Raw genomic sequence first — 18544 nt, 5'->3', positions numbered from 1 at the left:
TAAACAATCGCTTCGGTAATGTCACATTGATATTTAAGCGGCGACCTGTTAATTCGGTGCACGATTCGTTTCCTGTTTCGAACTTTCCGACATACGGTCATTCCGGTTGCCATCATCCGATGCAGCGCCACGTTTCGCTGTGATCCACGACAAGAGTTTCAGGAAAAATCCCACCATGCGTTCGCCTCTGTTCAAGGCTTTACCCTTCGCCCTCGCCGCCAGTTTCGTACAAGCACAAACCTTGCCGCAGGCCATGCAACAGGCGCTGGATGTTCATCCTGAAATTCAGGCTGGCGTTAACAGTCGCCTTGCGGCGGACTATCAACTCAAGGCGGCCAAGGGCGGCTACCTGCCTAGAGTGGACCTTGCAGCCGGGTACGGTCGCGAAGGCACCGACAGCGTCACCACCCGCTCGGGCAGCAACAATCATTGGGAAACCCTGAACCGTAGCGAGTCGAGCCTGCGCCTGACGCAAATGGTTTTTGACGGTTTTGCGACGTCCAGCGAAGTGGGGCGTCAACAAGCCACCGTCAACGCCCGCGCGTATTCGCTGCTGGACACCTCCGAGCGCACCGGCCTGACCGTCGCCCAGGTGTACCTGGACGTGCTGACCCGCCGCGAATTCGTGCGCCTGGCCGAGGAAAACCTCAAGAGCCATGAGCGCATCTTCGACCAGATCAAGCTGCGCACCAGCCGTGGCGTAGGCAGTGGCGCCGACCTCGACCAGGCGGAAGCGCGCATGGCCCAGGCCCGCAACAACCTGATCACCGAGCAGACCAACCTGGCCGACGCCGAGACCAACTACCTCAGCGCCGTGGGCCAACTGCCCGACCAACTGGAACGCCCCGCCGATTTTATGGCGCTGCTGCCGGCCAACCTCAACGAAGCCCGCAATCAGATGTTGGAAAACAGCCCGGTGCTGCGTTCGGCCGAGGCGGACATCGTTGCCACCGAGAAGCAGTACGAAGCCGCCAAGTCGAGCTTCTACCCTCGCTTCGACGCTGAGCTGGGCCGCACCGCCGACAACGACCTGGACGGCCAGAACGGCCACAACAATGAATGGCAGGCCATGCTGCGCATGCGCTTCAACCTGTATGCCGGCGGCAGCAACAAGGCTGACCTGGAATCCAAGTCGTACCTGTCCAACCAGGCCCTGGACATCCGCAACAACGCCCTGCGCCAGCTCAACGAAGAGTTGGGCCTGGCCTGGAACGCCATGAACAATGCCAATGCCCAGGTGCCGATCGCCCAGCAGTACGTGGACCGCAGCACCAGCGTGCGCACCGCCTATCAGAAGCAGTTCAGCCTTGGCGAGCGGACCCTGCTCGACTTGCTCGACAGCGAAAACGAGCTGTTCACCGCCTCCAGGCGCCTGGTGGAAATCAAGAACGTGCAGCTGTTCACCCAGTACCGGATCAAGGCGACCATGGGCCAGTTGCTCAAAAGTCAGGGGGTCGTCGCGCCGTTGGCATCGGTTGTGCAGAACGACGTGAAACCCAAGGTCCAGTTGCCTGGGATGAATTAAGCTCCCCATCCGTTTTAACCAGCAAGAGTGCCGAGCGTGGAATCAGAAGTCAGTCGAGTCAAACTCAGCCATGATCCGCGCACGCTGCACGATGACCCGTTGCTGGACGGTCTGCTGGCGCTTTGCATGCTGCACCAGAAGCCGGCCAGCGCGGCGATGCTCACCACCGGCTTGCCGTTGCCCAAGCAGCGCTTGAGCGTCGAATTATTGTCGCGCGCGGCGGCCCGTGCCGGTCTGCAAGGGCGGGTGCTGCAACGCAAGCTCGAACAGATTCCGACCATTGCCATGCCGGCCCTGTTGTTGCTCAAGGACGGTCGAAGTGCCGTGCTGCTGGGCTGGGTCGGTGATGACCAGGCGCGCTTGCTGCTCAGCGAAAGCGATGGCGGCGAAGTGACCATCAACCGCGAACTGCTGGCGGACGACTACAGCGGCAAGGTCTTCTTCGCGCAGCCGCAACATAAATTTGACGTGAACCACGGCACGCTGATCCCTCGGGCACGCTCCTGGTTTCGCGACACCCTCAAGCGATCCCGCTGGCTGTACGCCGATGCTATCGCCGCCAGCCTGCTGATCAACATCATTGCCATGGCCGCGCCGCTGTTCGTGATGAACGTCTACGACCGCGTCGTGCCGAACCAGGCCGAATCGACCCTGTGGGTACTGGCCGTGGGTATCACCGGCGCCTATCTGTTCGACCTGATCCTCAAGATGCTGCGCAGTTTGTGCCTGGACCTGGCCGGCAAGAAAACCGACCTGATCATCTCGGCCACGCTGTTCGAGCGCATCGTCGGCATGGCCATGAAATACCGCCCGGCGCGCGTCGGCAGCTTTGCCCAGAACATCCATGAGTTCCAGAGCCTGCGGGACTTCTTGGCCTCGCTGACGCTGACCAGCCTGATCGATTTGCCGTTCACCCTGCTGATCTTCCTGGTCATTGCGATTCTCGGCGGGCACCTGGTGTGGATCCCGGTGCTGGCGTTCCCGATTGCCCTGTTGATCGGCTATGCGTTGCAGAAGCCGCTGGTGGCGACCATGGAGCGGACCATGGCCCTGGGCGCCGAGCGTCAGTCCAGCCTGATCGAAACCCTGGCCGGCCTGGACGCCGTGAAGGTCAACAACGCCGAGAGCGAGCGCCAGTACCAGTGGGAACAGACCATCGGAACCCTGAGCCGCCTCGAACTGCGGGTGAAGATGCTGTCCGGCCTGGCGATGAACATCACCTTGCTGATCCAGCAACTGGCCGGTGTGATCATGATCATCTTCGGCGTCTACCAGATCATCGCCGGCAACCTGAGCATGGGCGGCCTGATCGCCTGCTACATGCTCAGCGGCCGCGCCCTCAGCCCGCTGGCGTCGTTGTCGGGCCTGCTGACCCGCTACCAGCAGGCGCGGGTCACCATGACCTCGGTCGACCAGATGATGGAGCTGCCCCAGGAGCGCAATTTCGAAGAGCGGCCGCTGAGCCGCAAGGTCCTGCAGGGCGCCATCGAATGCCGCCAACTGGACTTCACCTACCCGAACCAGCAGAACCCGGCGCTGAAGAACATTAACCTGGTGATCAAGCCCGGCGAGAAGATCGGCATCATCGGCCGCAGCGGCTCGGGCAAGAGTTCCCTGGCGAAGTTGCTGGTGGGCCTGTACCAGCCCGATGCCGGTGCGTTGCTGGTGGACGGCGTGGACATCCGCCAGATCGACGTCAGTGAGCTGCGCTACAACGTCGGCTACGTGCCCCAGGACATCCAGTTATTGGCCGGCACCCTGCGTGACAACCTGACCTCCGGCGCCCGCTACGTGGAAGACGAGCTGGTGCTGCAGGCCGCCGAGCTGGCGGGCGTGCACGAGTTCGCGCGCCTGCATCCGCAGGGCTACGAGCTGCAAGTGGGGGAGCGCGGGCAGAACCTGTCCGGCGGCCAGCGCCAGAACGTCGCCCTGGCTCGGGCGTTGCTGCTCAACCCGCCCATCCTGCTGTTGGACGAACCCACCAGTGCCATGGACAACACCGGTGAAGAACGCCTCAAGCAGCGCCTGGCCGCCGTGGTGGAAAACAAGACGGTGCTGCTGGTCACGCACCGGGCATCGCTGCTGTCGCTGGTGGATCGCCTGTTGGTGATCGACCGCGGGCAGATCCTGGCCGACGGCCCGAAAGCGGTCGTGATGGAAGCGTTGAAGAAGGGGCAGATCAGTGTTGCTTAAATCGGGTTTCAAGGAGTCTGTCGGCCGTTACTTCAAAGGCTCGGCGTCGTTGCAGGGCCAGCCTCTGCCGGAGGTCAACAAGGCCCTGATCGAAGACGCCCCGCGGGTGGTGCGCCTGACGATCTGGGGGATCATCGGCTTCTTCGTGTTCCTGATGGTGTGGGCCAACTTCGCCGTGCTCGACGAGGTGACCAAGGGCGACGGCAAGGCGATTCCGTCGTCCAAGATCCAGAAAATCCAGAACCTGGAGGGCGGTATCGTCGCCGAGCTGTTCGTCAAGGAAGGGCAGATCGTCGAGGCCGGCGCGCCGTTGATTCGCCTGGATGACACACGGTTTGTCTCCAACGTCGGGGAAACCGAGGCCGATCGCTTGTCCATGCTGCTGCGGGTCGAGCGCTTGAGCGCCGAAGTCGACGACCGACCGCTGAATTTCCCGGCCGATGTGCTCAAGGCCGTGCCCGGCCAGGCCGCCAGCGAGGAGTCGCTGTACATCAGCCGGCGCCAACAGTTGCACGACGAGATCGGCGGCTTGCAGGAACAGCTGGTCCAGCGCCAACAGGAGCTGCGCGAGTTCGTGTCCAAGCAGGCCCAGTACCGCTCCGGCCTGGCGCTGCAACGCCAGGAAATCAACATGTCCGAGCCGCTGGTGGCCCAGGGCGCGGTCTCCCCGGTGGAAGTGCTGCGGCTCAAGCGTGCGGAAGTCGAAACCCGTGGGCAACTGGACGCGACGACGCTGGCGATCCCCCGTGCCGAATCGGCGATCAAGGAAGTGCAGCGCAAGATCGACGAGACCCGCGGCAAATTCCGCAGTGAGGCCCTGACCCAGCTCAACGAGGCGCGCACCGACCTGAACAAGGCCCAGGCCACCGGCAAGGCACTGGAGGACCGGGTCAGCCGGACCCTGGTCACCTCGCCTGTGCGGGGCATCGTCAACAAGATGCTGGTGAACACCATCGGTGGGGTGATCCAGCCCGGCAGCGACCTGGTGGAAATCGTGCCGCTGGACGACACCATCCTGGTGGAAGCGAAAATCCGTCCCCAGGACATCGCCTTCCTGCACCCCGGCCAGGACGCCACGGTGAAATTCACCGCCTACGACTACACCATCTACGGCGGCCTGAAAGCCAAGCTGGAACAGATCGGTGCCGACACCATCACCGATGAAGACAAGAAAACCACCTACTACATCATCAAGCTGCGCACCGAACGCAGCCACCTGGGCACCGATGAAAAGCCCCTGCTGATCATCCCCGGCATGGTGGCCTCGGTGGACATCATCACCGGCAAGAAAACCGTGCTCAGCTACCTGCTCAAGCCCATCATCAAGGCCCGGGCCGAGGCGTTGCACGAGCGATAGACGCCCTGACCCTAGCGACTTGAGGCTTGAGGCTTGAGGCTTGAGGCTTGAGGCTTGAGGCTTGAGGCTTGAGGCTTGAGGCTTGAGGCTTGAGGCTTGAGGCTCTTGTGGCGAGGGAGCTTGCTCCCGCTTGAGTGCGAAGCGCTCATCGCTGTTCAGGGCCGCTGCGCCCCCCAGCGGGAGCAAGCTCCCTCGCCACGGCTTGCACACTGACGTCCTGTGGAAAGGGAGCCTCCCGCCCCACCAGACCCCTGCCAAAACTCCATATCGTTATTCGTTAACGGTATTTAAATTTCAGTTCTTATAGCTATAAAGTCACTCCCCTGCGTACCTGCCGACCAATCGGCGCGCCGCACGACACGAACCGACACGGCAACGCCGTGAGTTTTGATCGACGCGCGCCATTGAAGCGCGCTGTGCGTGGGAGTGATGTATGCCAGCCGTTTCCTATTCTCCGGATCACCTTGCTTCAAGTGCCGCCGACATCGCGCCGCAGGCCTTCGATATCCGCCCGTTCGGCGACAGCGTCGGGGCCGAAATCGTCGGCCTGGACCTGTCCCGGCCGCTCAACGACCGCGACTTTGCCCGCATCCATCGCGCCCACCTGGATCACCACGTGGTGGTGTTTCGCGACCAGCACATCACCCCCGAACAACACATCGCCTTCAGCCGTCGCTTTGGCGTGCTGCAGATCCATGTGCTCAAGCAGTTTTTACTGGCCGGGCACCCGGAAATCCTGATCGTCTCCAACATCATCGAAAACGGCCAATCCATCGGCCTCGGCGATGCCGGCAAGTTCTGGCATTCCGACCTCTCTTATAAAGAACTGCCCAGCCTGGGCTCGATGCTGCATGCCCAGGAATTGCCGAGCGAGGGCGGCGACACGTTGTTCGCCGACATGCACAAAGCCTGGGAGGGCTTGCCCGAGGCCTTGCGCAAGGCCGTGGAAGGCCGTTCGGCGGCGCACTCCTACACGGCGCGCTACAGCGAGAGCAAGTTCGAAGGCAACTGGCGCCCGACGCTCACCCCGGAACAACTGGCCCAGGTCGCCGAAGTGGTGCACCCCATCGTGCGCACCCACCCGGAAACCGGGCGCAAGGCGTTGTTCGTCAGCGAGGGCTTCACCACCCGTATCGTCGGCCTGCCGGAGGATGAAAGCGCCGCGCTGCTGGCCGAACTGTATGCCCACAGCGTGCGGCCCCAGAACATCTATCGCCACCAATGGCAGCCCCATGACCTGGTGTTCTGGGACAACCGTTCGCTGATTCATCTGGCCGCCGGTTGCCCGAGCCATCTGCGTCGCAAGTTGTACCGCACCACCATCCAGGGCGATGCCCCTTTCTGATCGGCCGCGCCTCGCGCAAACAGCCCGGAGAATCACCATGTCCAAACGCATTGCCTTTGCACCGCTGGCCGCCGCCATCGGCCTGGGTTTCAGCCTGCTGGCCGGCAGCCTGGTGGCGCCCGCCAGCGCCCAGGCCGAGGGCGAGATTCGCATCGCCGAGCAGTTCGGCATCGTTTACCTGCTGCTGAACGTGGTCCGCGATCAGCAGTTGATCGAGAAGTACGGCAAGCAGGAAGGCCTCGACATCAAGGTCGATTGGACCCAGTTGTCCGGCGGCGCGGCGGTCAACGACGCGTTGCTGTCGGGCTCCATCGACATCGCCGGGGCTGGCGTCGGGCCGCTGCTGACGATCTGGGACCGCACGCGCGGCAAGCAGAACGTCAAGGCCGTGGCTTCGCTGGGCAACTTTCCCTATTACCTGTTGAGCAACAACCCCAAGGTCAAGACCATCGCCGACTTCACCGAGCACGACCGCATCGCGGTGCCGGCGGTGGGGGTGTCGGTGCAGTCGCGCTTCCTGCAATACGCCGCCGCCAAGCAATGGGGCGACAAGGAGTTCAATCGCCTCGACAAGTACACCCTGGCCGTGCCGCACCCGGACGCCACGGCGGCGCTGATTGCCGGCGGGACGGAATTGACCGGGCACTTCTCCAACCCGCCGTTCCAGGACCAGGCCCTGCAGAACCCCAATGTTCACGTGGTGCTCAATTCCTATGATGTGCTCGGGCCGAACTCGCCCACCGTGCTGTTCGCCACGGAAAAATTCCGCGATGAAAACCCCAAGACCTACAAGGCGTTTATCCAGGCCCTGACGGAAGCGGCGGCGTTCGCCCAGAAGGATAAAGAGGGGGCGGCGGATACGTATCTGCGCGTCACCCAGGCCAAGATCGACCGGGCCACGTTGCTGAAGATCATCGAGAATCCGCAGATCGAGTTCACTGTCACGCCGAAGAACACCTACCCGCTGGCGGAGTTCCTCTACCGTGTCGGCGCGATCAAGCACAAACCGGCGTCGTGGGAAGACTACTTCTTCCAGGACGCCCAGCCGTTGCAAGGGAGTTGATGGTCATGAACGCCCCCCTGCAAGGCCACGCGGCCAGCAACCTCAGTCGCACCGACGCGGCATTGCTCTCGGTGGACAGCGTCAGCCTCGAATACCGCACGCCGCAACGGGTGGTGCGGGCGACGCACCAGGTGAGTTTCGAGGTCGATCCGGCGGACCGGTTTGTCCTGCTCGGCCCGTCCGGTTGCGGCAAGTCCACGCTGCTCAAGGCCGTTGGCGGCTTCATCGCGCCTTGCGAGGGCGAGATTCGCTTGCAGGGCCAGCGCGTCAGCGCTCCGGGGCCGGATCGAATCGTGGTGTTCCAGGAGTTCGACCAGTTGCCGCCGTGGAGAACCGTCAAGCAGAACGTGATGTTCGCGTTGCTGGCGTCCCACACCCTCAAGCGCCGCGAGGCCGAGGAGCGAGCGTTGCACTATCTGGACAAGGTCGGGCTGGCGGCATTCGCTGATGCCTACCCACATACGTTGTCCGGGGGCATGAAAGCCCGGGTCGCCATTGCCCGGGCATTGGCGATGCAACCGAAAATCCTGCTGATGGACGAGCCCTTCGCCGCCCTCGATGCCCTGACCCGACGCAAGATGCAGGAAGAATTGCTGCTGCTCTGGGAGGAGGTGCGTTTCACCCTGCTGTTCGTTACGCATTCGATCGAGGAAGCGCTGGTGGTGGGCAACCGGATCCTGTTGTTGTCGCCCCATCCGGGCCGCGTACGGGCAGAAATCCACAGCCATCAGTACGACCTGCACAGCCTCGGGGGTGGGGCGTTCCAGCACACGGCGCGGCGGATCCACTCGCTGTTGTTCGAACCGGGCCAGTCGCCGCAGACCGAGCGTGAGCTGGATTTCGCCGACATTCGCATCGCGTACTGAGGGAAGCGTCCATGAACCATCTATCGCCTGTGCGCGAAGAATACGAAGTCGACCTGCAACCCTTGACCCACATCCCGCTGGAGCGGGCCTTGCCGTTGAGGCAGCGCCTCTGGCAGCAGGGGTGGTTGCGCAAAAGCCTGATTTTGCTGTTGCTGGCGGTGCTCTGGGAAAGCGTGGCCCGCTACCAGAACAACGACCTGCTGCTGCCGGGGTTCCTGCAAACCGCCAGCGCGCTGTACGGGGGCCTGGTCAGCGGCGAGCTGCTGGGCAAGGTCTGGATTTCCCTGGTGGTACTGCTCAAGGGCTATCTGCTGGGCATTGTCTTGGCGTTCGGCCTGACCACCCTGGCGGTGTCGACTCAACTGGGCCGCGACCTGCTCAGTACGTTGACGTCGATGTTCAACCCGCTGCCGGCCATTGCCCTGTTGCCGTTGGCGTTGCTGTGGTTTGGCCTGGGGCAGAACAGCCTGATTTTCGTCCTGGTGCACTCGGTGCTGTGGGCGTTGGCGGTGAACATGTACGCAGGCTTTCTCGGGGTGTCCGACACCTTGCGCATGGCCGGGCGCAACTATGGGCTCAAGGGTCTGCGCTTCGTGCTGTTCATCCTGATTCCGGCGGCGCTGCCGTCGATCCTCGCCGGGTTGAAGATCGGCTGGGCCTTCGCCTGGCGCACGCTGATCGCCGCCGAACTGGTGTTCGGCGCCACCAGCGGCAAGGGCGGCCTGGGCTGGTACATCTTCCAGAACCGCAACGAGCTGTACACCGACAAGGTCTTCGCCGGGCTGGCGGTGGTGATCCTGATCGGCTTGCTGGTGGAAAACCTGGTCTTCGACAGCTTGGAACGGGTGACGGTCAAGCGTTGGGGGATGCAGCGTTGAGCGGTGCTGGCGAGCTGTTCGGGTAAGCATTCCGGGCTTGGGCGACCGCCTTCGCACAGGTTTATTTATCGGCCGCCCCCGTCGGCCGGGTAAAGCCCCGGCCTTTTCCTTTAGACTTGCAGCCCTCAAGCACGCCTTCGGGACACGGAATGCCAAGCCCTCGCCACACTCTTCGCAAAGCCCTGATCGCCTGGCTGTATGCCTTGGCGCTGTTGCATCTGCTCGCCGGTTTCATGCTGAGTTGGGCCGGGCATTCGGGCGTGTTCGATGACTATCTGCTCACTCTCGAACAAGCGTTCTGGGCCTCCGACGCGGCGCCTGCGGCGGCCAGGGCGCAGCAGGTCTGGTGGCTGGCGTTGTTCGGCGCGACGTTGCAGAGCTATGCCCTGTACATGCTCGCCCTGGTGCACATCGGCCATCGCATGAAACGCGCCGCGCCCTGGGGCTGGATCATCGCCGGCATCCTGCTCTGGGCACCCCAGGACATGTTGATCTCCGCCCAGGCGCGGATGTGGTCGCACCTGTGGCTCGATGGCGTGGCATTGCTCCTGCTGCTGCCGCCGTTGCTCTGGCTCTATCGCCACGACGGCAACGGCTGTGCAGCCCGGGAGGCCCGCCATGGTTGATCTGGCATCCGCAGGCAAACCGTTGATGTACCTGCTGGCGGGTAACGGTAGCGCCGCCGATTGGTGGGATGACGTGCTCCCGCATTTTGCGCACTACCAGGTGGTGCCGCTGGAGTTGCCCGGTTTCGGTGACAACCCACAGGCGCCCTGCGAAGACCTGGCCGCCTACGCCGAGGCTTTGTTGGCGATGACGGCCAGGGGCAGCGCGATCACCGCGGTCGGGGTGAATGCGTTGTTGGTGCTGCACGCCTTGCAACGTCAGCCCGGGCACTTCCAGCGCAGCGTATTGCTGGCGCCGGTGGGGGCGTTCCTGTGGCAACGGCGCCTGCCGGCACTGATGTCGCCATTGCCGGTGCGCAAAACCATCCATTGGTTGCTGGCGAACAAACCGACGCTGTTTGCACGCAAATTCTCCAACCGGCCCTGGACGCCTGCGCAATACCTACGCATGGGCGCTGGCTACGCCCGCTGCCGTGCCTTCGTGCCGCACTGGGACCTGGTGCGGGCGGACACCGCGTTGCCGCTGCTGGAATGGATCACCGACCCGGTCGAGTTGGTCTGGGGCGACCAGGACAACATGCTGGGTGTCGAGCAGGCGGCGGCCTGGTCGGCGATTCTCGCCCGCGCCGACCTGACCATCAGCCTGAAGCCAGGCTGGGGCCATTACCCCTGGATCGACGCGCCGGCCGAGTTCGCCGCGTGGCTGGAGTCGGGCGCGCGTGGGTTTGTCGCGCACACCAAGGGCGGGCGTTTGCGCCTGGCTGCGTTGGCCGGGCAAGCGGTGCCGCCGGCGCTGACCCTCAATGAGTGCCACGACCCGCGCCTGCCGGCGTTTCTGGCCAGCCAAGCGCACGCCACGTGGGCGGTCCGCTCGTCCAGTTATGGCGAGGATCAAGCCGATGCGGCGAACGCCGGCCTGAGCAGTACGTTCCTGCGCGAGCCGGCGAGCCAGGTGCCGGGGCGCATCGCTGAGTTGACGGCGATGGGCGTCGAGGAAGTGGTGGTGCAACGCTTCATCACGCCGCAGCTGTCCGGAATCGCTTTCGTGCGTCACCTGGCGGTCGAGCTGGAGTGGGTCGAGGGGCACCTCGAGTCGTTGGCCGATGGTCAGGTGAGCCCCCGGCGCGCAGTCATTTCTCGCCTGGGAGCGGCCTGGAACTGCGGTGCGTTCGAGCCCACCCACGGTCTTGACGCCGACCTGTTGTGGCGCTTCCTGCAAGGTGTGCTGCGGGTTTTCCACTACGTGCCCGGTGACATCGAATGGGCCTGGGACGGCCAGCAACTCTGGCTGTTGCAGTACCGCCCGATCAGTGATTACGGCTGGCGTCGACACCTGACCGCGGCCAACATCGCCGAAATTCTGCCGCCCCAACCCAGCGTGTTGGTGGAGTATGCCCAGCGTCGTGCGGCGGCGAGCATCCCGGCGATCATGGCGCGTTGGGATGCACGGGTGTTGCAAGACAACGAGCCTTTCACGGCCGTGTTTGGCGGCGCGTCGTACATCAACAACGACTTGTTTCTCGCCCGGCTCGCCGACTGGGGCATCCGTTCCAGCAGCTACGCGGGGGAGGTCGGCGGGGCGACCCCGCGGTTGTCCTGGCGACCGGTGCGCCTGGTCCGATCACTGCCGTTGTTCCTGCGCATGCAGCACGTGGCCCGTGGGCACCTGTTGACGCTCGAAGCCGGTTTGCGCCGTTTCGATCATGAGCTTGCGCAACTGGCCGGGCAGGGCGCCGGAGGTCAGTCACTGGCCGATTGGTTCACCCGCTTCTATGTGTTCGTGGTGCAGGGCAACCTGTGCATCGCCACGGCATTGGCTAGCAGCGGTGGCGCCTGGCTCGGCCGGCCACCCACCGCCTATGACAACCTCGAGTCCGCCCCGCATCGGTTGCCCTGGGAAACCGACCCGGCCACGCCGCGTCCGGCCCCGACCGAGCTGCCCTTGCAAGCCTTTCCCCATTGGTCCCTGCCCGTACGCCTGGCGCATTCGGCGGGGCTGCCGGGGTTGCGTGGCTACTATCTGCAAGTGCGCGAATGGTACCGCGACAACCTGATGCGAATGTTCTTTCGCCTGCACCACGCCATGCCGCTGGCTGACCGCGCCCATTGGTTCGCGCCGCACCCGGACATTCGCAGTCGTGACGGCAGTTTTTGGCAGGACGGTCGCGAGGGCACCGAGCAGGCAGCGGGCTTCTTGATCTACCCGGGCCAGGCACAAGGCATCCTGGGCGCGGACATCCTGCTGGAAGACACCCTGGACCCCGGTCGCCACGCGCACTATCAGCGTGCCCGGGCCGTGATCGCGCGCATGGGCGGTCGCCTGTCCCACGGTTCGACCTTGTTGCGCGAACTGCGCAAGCCTTCGGCGGTACTGCCTCAGGTGGATGCCACGTGGCTCGGGCGGGAGGTGGTGTACCGCGACGGTGAGTTGACCTTGTTGGACAAGTCGCCAGCGGCCGGGGGGTGATCTGCTAGCATTGCGTCTGGATCAATGTTGATCTGTCACGAGTGCTCAGCATGCAACTCCCGGACATGAACCTGCTGGTCGCCCTCGATGCCCTGCTCGACGAGGGCAGCGTGGTCGGTGCGGCGCGACGGATGAACCTGAGCCCTGCCGCCATGAGCCGTACCTTGACGCGAATCCGCGAGGCCGTGGGTGACCCGATCCTGGTGCGCGCCGGCCGTGGGCTGGTGCCGACACCCAAGGCCCAGGCCCTGCGCGAGCAGGTGCGTGACGTGGTGGAGCAGGCGGCGCTGGTCTTCCGTTCGGCCGATGCGGTGGACCTGAGCACCTTGCGGCGGCGTTTCAATGTCCGGGCCAACGACTTCTTCGTCGGCGTCTATGGCGGCAAGTTGTTCGACACCCTCGAACGCAAGGCCCCGCATTGCGAGCTGCGCTATGTCCCGGAAGGCGACGGCGATGATGAGGCGCTGCGTGAGGGGCGGATCGACCTGAGCATCAGCAACACCCGGCCAGTGATGCCGGAAGTGAAGGTGCAGAACCTGTTTTCCACCCACTTCGTGGGCCTGGTGCGCGAAGACCATCCCTTGCTCGATGGCGAGATCACCGCTGAGCGGTTCGCCGGGTTTTCCCACATCAGCACCTCCCGCCGCGGCATTGCCCGCGGCCCCATCGACACCGCGCTCAACGCGTTGGGGCTGGAGCGGCGGGTGGCGGTCATCGCGCCGAGCTTTCATGCGGCCATGTTCGCCTTGCCCGATTCGGACCTGATCCTGCCGGTGCCCAAGGAAGCGTTGCTGAGCGTCAGGCGCCTGGGGCTGCACCTGCGCTCCTTCACGCTGCCGGTCCCGTTGCCCACGCTCATGCTGACCCAGGCCTGGCACCCGCGCTACGATAACGACCCGGCCCACCGCTGGCTGCGCGAAACCCTCAAGGCCTGTTGCGACGAGACCTGGCTGGAAGCGCAGACGGGTTGATCGCCAGGCTTTGACTTTGGTGGCAGAGGGTTTCAATTGCTGCGTTAAACGCACTTATAAACTGCCAATAAGTCACTTTTTGTCAGCACTGCGGCTTTTTAAACTGCTCCGGTATTTCTCACTGGAGTGTTAACCCCCAATGACATCCCTCACAACCACGGCGCTACCGACGGCAGCGGCCGCGCCGCCGGCGTTCGGCCCGAGGATCGTCATCGGCCTGGTGGGCGTGTTGCTGGCGGTGCTGGTGTCGGGGCTGAACGAGATGGTCACCAAGGTGGCCCTGGCCGATATCCGCGGAGCCATGGCCATCGGGTATGACGAAGGCACCTGGGTGGTGGCGTGCTACGCCGCGACGTCAGTGGCCGCCATGGCCTTCGCGCCCTGGTGCTCGGTGACCTTCTCGCTGCGCCGTTTCACGCTGTGGGCCATCAGCCTGTTCACCCTGCTGGGTGCGCTGTGCCCGTTTGCGCCGGACTACGAAAGCCTGCTGGTGATGCGCACCCTGCAAGGGCTGGCCGGCGGTGCATTGCCACCCATGCTGATGACCGTCGCCCTGCGCTTTCTGCCGCCGGGCGTGAAGCTCTACGGCCTGGCCGGCTACGCCCTGACCGCCACGTTCGGCCCTGGCCTGGGCACGCCCCTGGCCGGCCTGTGGACCGAGTACCTTGGCTGGCAATGGACCTTCTGGCAGATCATCGTGCCTTGCCTGATTGCCATGGCCGCGGTGGCCTATGGTTTGCCCCAGGACCCGCCGCGCCTGGAACGCCTCAAGCAGTTCAACTGGCGAGGCCTGCTACTGGGTTTTCCGGCGATCTGCATGCTGGTGATCGGCATCCTGCAGGGCAACCGGCTCGACTGGTTCGAGTCGAGCCTGATCTGCACTTTGCTCGGTGGCGGGCTGGTGTTGCTGGTGCTGTTCCTGGTCAACGAGTGGTCGCAGCCGGTGCCGTTCTTCAAGTTGCAGATGCTCGGCATCCGCAACCTGGCCTTCGCCCTGATGACCCTGGCGGGTGTGTTGGTGGTGCTGCTGGCGGTGATCATCATTCCGTCCAGCTACCTGGCCCAGGTCCAGGGCTATCGTCCGGTCCAGACCGCTCCGGTGATGTTGTTGATGGCGCTGCCGCAGTTGCTCGCACTGCCGTTGGTGGCGGCGCTGTGCAATCTTCGCTGGGTCGATTGCCGCTGGGTGTTGGGGCTGGGCCTGGGCCTGTTGGCACTGTCCTGCCTGGGGGGGGCGCAGTTGACGTCGGCCTGGATCCGTGACGATTTCTACGTCTTGCAACTGTTGCAGATCTTCGGCCAGCCCATGGCGGTGCTGCCGCTGCTGATGCTGTCCACCGGGAGTATTTCTCCCCTCGAAGGCCCGTTCGCTTCGGCGTGGTTCAACACGGTCAAGGGCCTGGCGGCGGTGATCGCCACGGGCGTGTTGGACGCGTTGACCACCGCACGCCTGCATTTTCATTCGACGATGCTGGTGGACAGCCTCGGCAACGCCCCGCTGGTGGACAACGACAGCGCCGGGCTTGCCCATCGCCTGCACCAGCAGGCGGTGGTGCTGACCTCTTCCGATCTTTACCTGTCCATGGCGGGCGTCGCGCTCGCCTTGATCCTGCTTATTTTCTGGTTGCCGACGCGGATCTATCCGCCTCGTGCGCCGCGCTGAATCCTGAAGGTTTCCATCATGACTCAACTGAAAAAGCCCATAGCCCTGACCCTCGCGGCAACCCTCGTGCTCGGCGGGCTGACTTATCTGCTGGCACCGGGGCTGTTCGGTAAACGCGTGCAGCAGAGCACCAACGATGCCTTTGTTTCGGCGGACTACACCCTGGTGGTGCCGCGCGTTGCCGGTTTCATCAAAGAAGTGCTGGTGCAAGACAATCAGCAGGTCAAGGCCGGGCAACTGTTGGCCCTGATCGACGACCGCGACTTGCACGCCGCTGCCCAGGCCGCCGACGCGCAGACCCTGGTTGCCCGCGCCCAGCTGGAAAACGCGCGGGCGACACTGGAGCGCCAGGCGTCGGTGATTGCCCAGGCCCAAGCCAATGTGGTCGCGGCCAAGGCGCAGATGGCCTTTGCCGAACAGGAGCGCAATCGTTATCAACACCTGGCCGGCGTAGGGGCCGGTACCGTGCAGAACGCCCAACAGGCCCAGACCCGGATCGACCAGGCCACCGCGCAGTTGGCGAGTGCCACGGCGGTGTTGGCGGCCGAGCGCAAGCAGGTGGAGATTCTCACGGCCCAGCGTGACGCCGCCGAAGGTGGGTTGAAACGCGCCCAGGCGGCGTTGGAAATCGCCAGTTTTGAACTGTCGTACACCCGCATCGTGGCGCCCCAGGACGGCATGGTCGGCGAACGCGCGGTGCGGGTCGGTGCCTACGTGACGCCGGGCAGCAAGCTGTTGGCGGTGGTGCCGCTGGCCCAGGCCTATGTGGTGGGCAACTTCCAGGAAACCCAGCTCACCGATGTGCAGCCGGGCCAGCGGGTGAGCGTGCGGGTCGACAGCTTCGGCGGGCAAGCGTTGCTGGGCCGTGTGCAGAGCATTGCCCCGGCGACCGGCGTGACGTTCGCGGCGGTCAAGCCGGACAACGCCACCGGCAACTTCACCAAGGTGGTCCAGCGCATCCCGGTAAAGATTGTCCTGGACCCGGACCAGCCGCTGGCGCAGCGGTTGCGGGTGGGCATGTCGGTGGAAGCGAGTATCGATACCGCCCGTTCGGAGGGTGATGGGCGGGAGGTGGCGCAGCGATGAAATCGAGCCCCTTAGTCGCCCTGTGGCGAGGGAGCAAGCTCCCTCGCCACACAGGCCTGCTGGTCTGTGTGGCATCGGCGCTATGCGCCTGCACTGTCGGCCCGGACTTCCAGCGCCCCGTGGCACCCTCGCCGTCTCAATGGGCAACGCCGGCCAACGCCGCTGCCAGCCAGGTGGTCACCACGGACATGAGCGAGCGTTGGTGGGAGGTCTTCGATGACCCGGTGCTGTCGGCGCTAACCCGTCGTGCCGTGGCCGATAACCTCGACCTGAAACTTGCCGGCAGTCGCTTGCAGCAGAGTCGCGCGGCCCGCCAGGTCATCACCTCGGCGCAGTACCCCAACACCGCCGCCACCGGCAGTTATGGCCGTAAACGCAACAGCGGTGAAGGGCTCAATGACCCGTCGGGCCACAACGGCGATTCGGCTTTCAACCTGTGGGACGCGGGCTTTTCCGCGGCGTGGGAGCTGGATGTGTGGGGCCGGGTACGGCGTGAGGCCGAAGCGGCGGATGCCAACCTGGAGGTCGCGCGGGACGACCGTCGCGGTGTGCTGTTGGCGGTACTCGCCGAAACGGCTCACGACTACCTGCAACTGCGGGGTGTGCAGAGCACCCGGGCGGTCACCGAGCAGAACCTCGACGTGGCCCGCCACAGCCTGAAGCTCACCCAATTACGCCTGGCCGATGGGGTCGCCACGGATCTGGACGTGGCCGAAGCGGCGGCCCAGGTCGCGGCCATCGAAGCGCGGCTGCCGACGTTGCAGCAGCGCCAAGCTCAACTGATCAATGCCCTCAGCCTGTTGATGGGCCAGCCTCCGCAAGCGTTGCAGGCCGAACTCGCCGCCGACGCACCGGTGCCCCAGGCGCCTCGCCAGGTCGCCATCGGCCTGCCCTCCCAGTTGGCTGAGCGGCGCCCGGACATCCGCCAGGCCGAGGCCCGGCTGTATGCCGCCACCGCAAGCATTGGCGTGGCCAAGGGCGATTTCTACCCGCGCATCACCTTGTCGGGCAACCTGGGCTCCCAAGCCATGCAACTCAGTGATTTCGGTTCCTGGGGCTCCCGTGCGTTCGGCATCGGCCCGCAGTTCAACCTGCCGTTGTTCGACGGTGGACGCCTGCGCGGCATGCTGCAGTTGCGCGAGGCCCAGCAACAGGAAGCGGCGGTCGCCTACCAGCAGACCGTGCTCAAGGCCTGGCATGAAATCGATGACCAGCTGAGCGCCTACAACGCCAGTCAACTGCGTCGCGACAGCCTCGCCGAGGCCGTGCGCCAGAACCAGATCGCCTTGCGCACCGCGCAACAGCAATACGTGGAAGGCGTGGTGGACTTCGTCACCGTGCTCACGGTCCAGGGCGCGCTGTTGGCCACCCAGGAGCAACTGGTGGAAAGCGCCACGGGCGTGTCGTTGGCGATGGTCGGGTTGTACAAGGCGCTGGGTGGGGGATGGGAGTCGGTGTATCCGGCGGGCGCTACCAATAATCCGGCTTGATGGCCGGCGCCTTGCGCGTGGGGACCCGGTCGGGGAACTGGTGGGATTGAAGCTCATCGCAAGTGACGACGCGGCGCATCCAGTGGGCGTGTTCTCTCAAGGAGCCTGGCGCAAGGCGCTTGGAGCCGGTTCGGTAGGGAAGCACGACGCCGACTCTCAAATGGGGAAAGTCTTCTCGAATAGCTCGCAGTGCGGGCGCCATATCAGTGTCGCCCGATACCAGCACAAGCTGTTCGAATACATGCTGATTGCGATGTGGACATCGGTTTCCTTTTCTTCAAGCTTCCAGATAGCAACGGTGTCTTGGCATGAAGCACTGATCTTTTTGCTGACGAAGCGGGGGGCGTTGGCACGTTCGAGCTGGTGACGTCCATAGTGGACAGTAACCTGATTGGCCTTTAATGCGCGGACATAAGCGTCCTGAGCCTCTTTGGATACGATTCCACGCGTTGCCAGTTCCGGTTTGACGGAGGACGTGAAGTAGTCGAGTGAAGAAAATGAACTGTGTGGATTCTCGACGCGGGCTATGTGTATCAGTAGCTGCGTAAGGTTCAGCCATTTATAGGGCGTACCGGCGAGCAGCCCATAAAAAACGTTATAGCCGTCAACAAAAAAAGCGGTACGCACAAGCTCAATCCCCAGAAACGAAAAAACCGGCCGAAGCCGGTGTTTTCACCCCAACGGCCAGCGAATTTAATCGCTGCGTACGAGGTTGAGCAGTGGACGAATCCTAATCCCAGGGTGTTCGTGCGTCAACCGTGGATAGGAAAGCTGCGGCACCGGCGGTTTGAGAGTTGTGTGCTTTTATGGCTTGAGGGCAAGGCGTTTTTGAACCGATTTGGCTAAGTGTATTTCAGGGCTTTTCCGTGTAAGTGACAGTGGCTGATGATTTGAGTAGTCCATTCTGCCTGGCTGATTTTGAGGAGTGTATCTGCCTAAATCGTTGTGGGGTTTGATACCTGCTGGTGTCGGTAAAAAAGCCGGCACCTTTTATCCCCAACTCCAGCCTTTTTG

General features: G+C 63.9%; 13 protein-coding genes and 1 pseudogene. 13 read left to right on the top strand and 1 reads right to left on the bottom strand.

Annotated features, from left to right (window positions below; translation table 11 throughout):
• Nucleotides 1-175: 175 nt before the first annotated feature.
• The 13 genes from VM99_07120 to VM99_07060 all read left to right on the top strand — a co-directional run bounded on the left by VM99_07120 (nucleotide 176) and on the right by VM99_07060 (nucleotide 17530).
• Complete coding sequence (locus VM99_07120; GenBank protein AKJ97843.1) at nucleotides 176-1525, top strand: channel protein TolC; 1350 nt, start codon at nucleotides 176-178, stop codon at nucleotides 1523-1525.
• A gap of 36 nt (nucleotides 1526-1561) precedes the next feature.
• Entirely contained in the window at nucleotides 1562-3718 is a 2157-nt protein-coding gene (locus VM99_07115; GenBank protein AKJ97842.1) for an ABC transporter, read from the top strand.
• Nucleotides 3708-5075, top strand: a complete 1368-nt coding sequence (locus VM99_07110; protein ID AKJ97841.1) for a hemolysin secretion protein D — start codon at nucleotides 3708-3710, stop codon at nucleotides 5073-5075. The genes VM99_07115 and VM99_07110 overlap by 11 nt, the downstream gene beginning before the upstream one ends.
• 433 nt (nucleotides 5076-5508) lie before the next feature.
• Complete coding sequence (locus tag VM99_07105; protein ID AKJ97840.1) at nucleotides 5509-6420, top strand: taurine dioxygenase; 912 nt, start codon at nucleotides 5509-5511, stop codon at nucleotides 6418-6420.
• Between the two features lie 37 nt (nucleotides 6421-6457).
• The gene (locus tag VM99_07100; protein AKJ97839.1) at nucleotides 6458-7483 is read left to right on the top strand and encodes a nitrate ABC transporter substrate-binding protein; all 1026 of its coding nucleotides are present in this window, start codon (nucleotides 6458-6460) and stop codon (nucleotides 7481-7483) included.
• Nucleotides 7484-7488: 5 nt separating this feature from the next.
• Nucleotides 7489-8349 (top strand): sulfonate ABC transporter ATP-binding protein, encoded by an 861-nt coding sequence (locus VM99_07095; GenBank protein AKK01709.1) that lies wholly within the window; start codon nucleotides 7489-7491, stop codon nucleotides 8347-8349.
• Nucleotides 8350-8360: 11 nt separating this feature from the next.
• Entirely contained in the window at nucleotides 8361-9227 is an 867-nt protein-coding gene (locus VM99_07090; protein ID AKJ97838.1) for an ABC transporter permease, read from the top strand.
• Nucleotides 9228-9376: 149 nt separating this feature from the next.
• Nucleotides 9377-9853, top strand: a complete 477-nt coding sequence (locus VM99_07085) for a cell division protein (protein ID AKJ97837.1) — start codon at nucleotides 9377-9379, stop codon at nucleotides 9851-9853.
• Nucleotides 9846-12320, top strand: coding sequence for an alpha/beta hydrolase (locus VM99_07080; GenBank protein AKJ97836.1), 2475 nt, complete (start codon nucleotides 9846-9848; stop codon nucleotides 12318-12320). The genes VM99_07085 and VM99_07080 overlap by 8 nt, the downstream gene beginning before the upstream one ends.
• 50 nt (nucleotides 12321-12370) lie before the next feature.
• On the top strand, nucleotides 12371-13291 hold the full coding sequence (locus VM99_07075; protein AKJ97835.1) for a LysR family transcriptional regulator: 921 nt from the start codon (nucleotides 12371-12373) through the stop codon (nucleotides 13289-13291).
• Nucleotides 13292-13430: 139 nt separating this feature from the next.
• Nucleotides 13431-14954, top strand: a complete 1524-nt coding sequence (locus VM99_07070) for a DSBA oxidoreductase (protein ID AKJ97834.1) — start codon at nucleotides 13431-13433, stop codon at nucleotides 14952-14954.
• Between the two features lie 15 nt (nucleotides 14955-14969).
• Nucleotides 14970-16040 (top strand): DSBA oxidoreductase, encoded by a 1071-nt coding sequence (locus VM99_07065; protein ID AKJ97833.1) that lies wholly within the window; start codon nucleotides 14970-14972, stop codon nucleotides 16038-16040.
• Nucleotides 16037-17530 carry an RND transporter gene (locus VM99_07060; protein AKJ97832.1) on the top strand — a complete coding sequence of 498 codons (1494 nt, stop codon included), beginning with the start codon at nucleotides 16037-16039 and terminating at the stop codon, nucleotides 17528-17530. Before VM99_07065 ends, VM99_07060 begins: the two co-directional genes overlap by 4 nt.
• Here VM99_07060 and VM99_07055 read toward each other — a convergent pair.
• Nucleotides 17511-18157, bottom strand: a pseudogene (locus VM99_07055) (hypothetical protein). The gene VM99_07060 and the pseudogene VM99_07055 sit on opposite strands and share 20 nt — an antisense overlap.
• Between the last annotated feature and the right edge of the window lie 387 nt (nucleotides 18158-18544).

Source organism: Pseudomonas chlororaphis, from assembly GCA_001023535.1.
Taxonomy (GTDB): Bacteria; Pseudomonadota; Gammaproteobacteria; order Pseudomonadales; family Pseudomonadaceae; genus Aquipseudomonas; species Aquipseudomonas chlororaphis_E.
This window is presented reverse-complemented; position numbering and strand designations above follow the sequence as displayed.

What these genes read in the sequence shown, in the direction of transcription:
- VM99_07120 (AKJ97843.1), top strand. Translation starts at nt 176, where the DNA reads ATGCGTTCGCCTCTGTTCAAGGCTTTACCCTTCGCCCTCGCCGCCAGT.
- VM99_07105 (AKJ97840.1), top strand. Translation starts at nt 5,509, where the DNA reads ATGCCAGCCGTTTCCTATTCTCCGGATCACCTTGCTTCAAGTGCCGCC.
- VM99_07100 (AKJ97839.1), top strand. Translation starts at nt 6,458, where the DNA reads ATGTCCAAACGCATTGCCTTTGCACCGCTGGCCGCCGCCATCGGCCTG.
- VM99_07095 (AKK01709.1), top strand. Translation starts at nt 7,489, where the DNA reads ATGAACGCCCCCCTGCAAGGCCACGCGGCCAGCAACCTCAGTCGCACC.
- VM99_07090 (AKJ97838.1), top strand. Translation starts at nt 8,361, where the DNA reads ATGAACCATCTATCGCCTGTGCGCGAAGAATACGAAGTCGACCTGCAA.
- VM99_07085 (AKJ97837.1), top strand. Translation starts at nt 9,377, where the DNA reads ATGCCAAGCCCTCGCCACACTCTTCGCAAAGCCCTGATCGCCTGGCTG.
- VM99_07080 (AKJ97836.1), top strand. Translation starts at nt 9,846, where the DNA reads ATGGTTGATCTGGCATCCGCAGGCAAACCGTTGATGTACCTGCTGGCG.
- VM99_07075 (AKJ97835.1), top strand. Translation starts at nt 12,371, where the DNA reads ATGCAACTCCCGGACATGAACCTGCTGGTCGCCCTCGATGCCCTGCTC.
- VM99_07070 (AKJ97834.1), top strand. Translation starts at nt 13,431, where the DNA reads ATGACATCCCTCACAACCACGGCGCTACCGACGGCAGCGGCCGCGCCG.
- VM99_07060 (AKJ97832.1), top strand. Translation starts at nt 16,037, where the DNA reads ATGAAATCGAGCCCCTTAGTCGCCCTGTGGCGAGGGAGCAAGCTCCCT.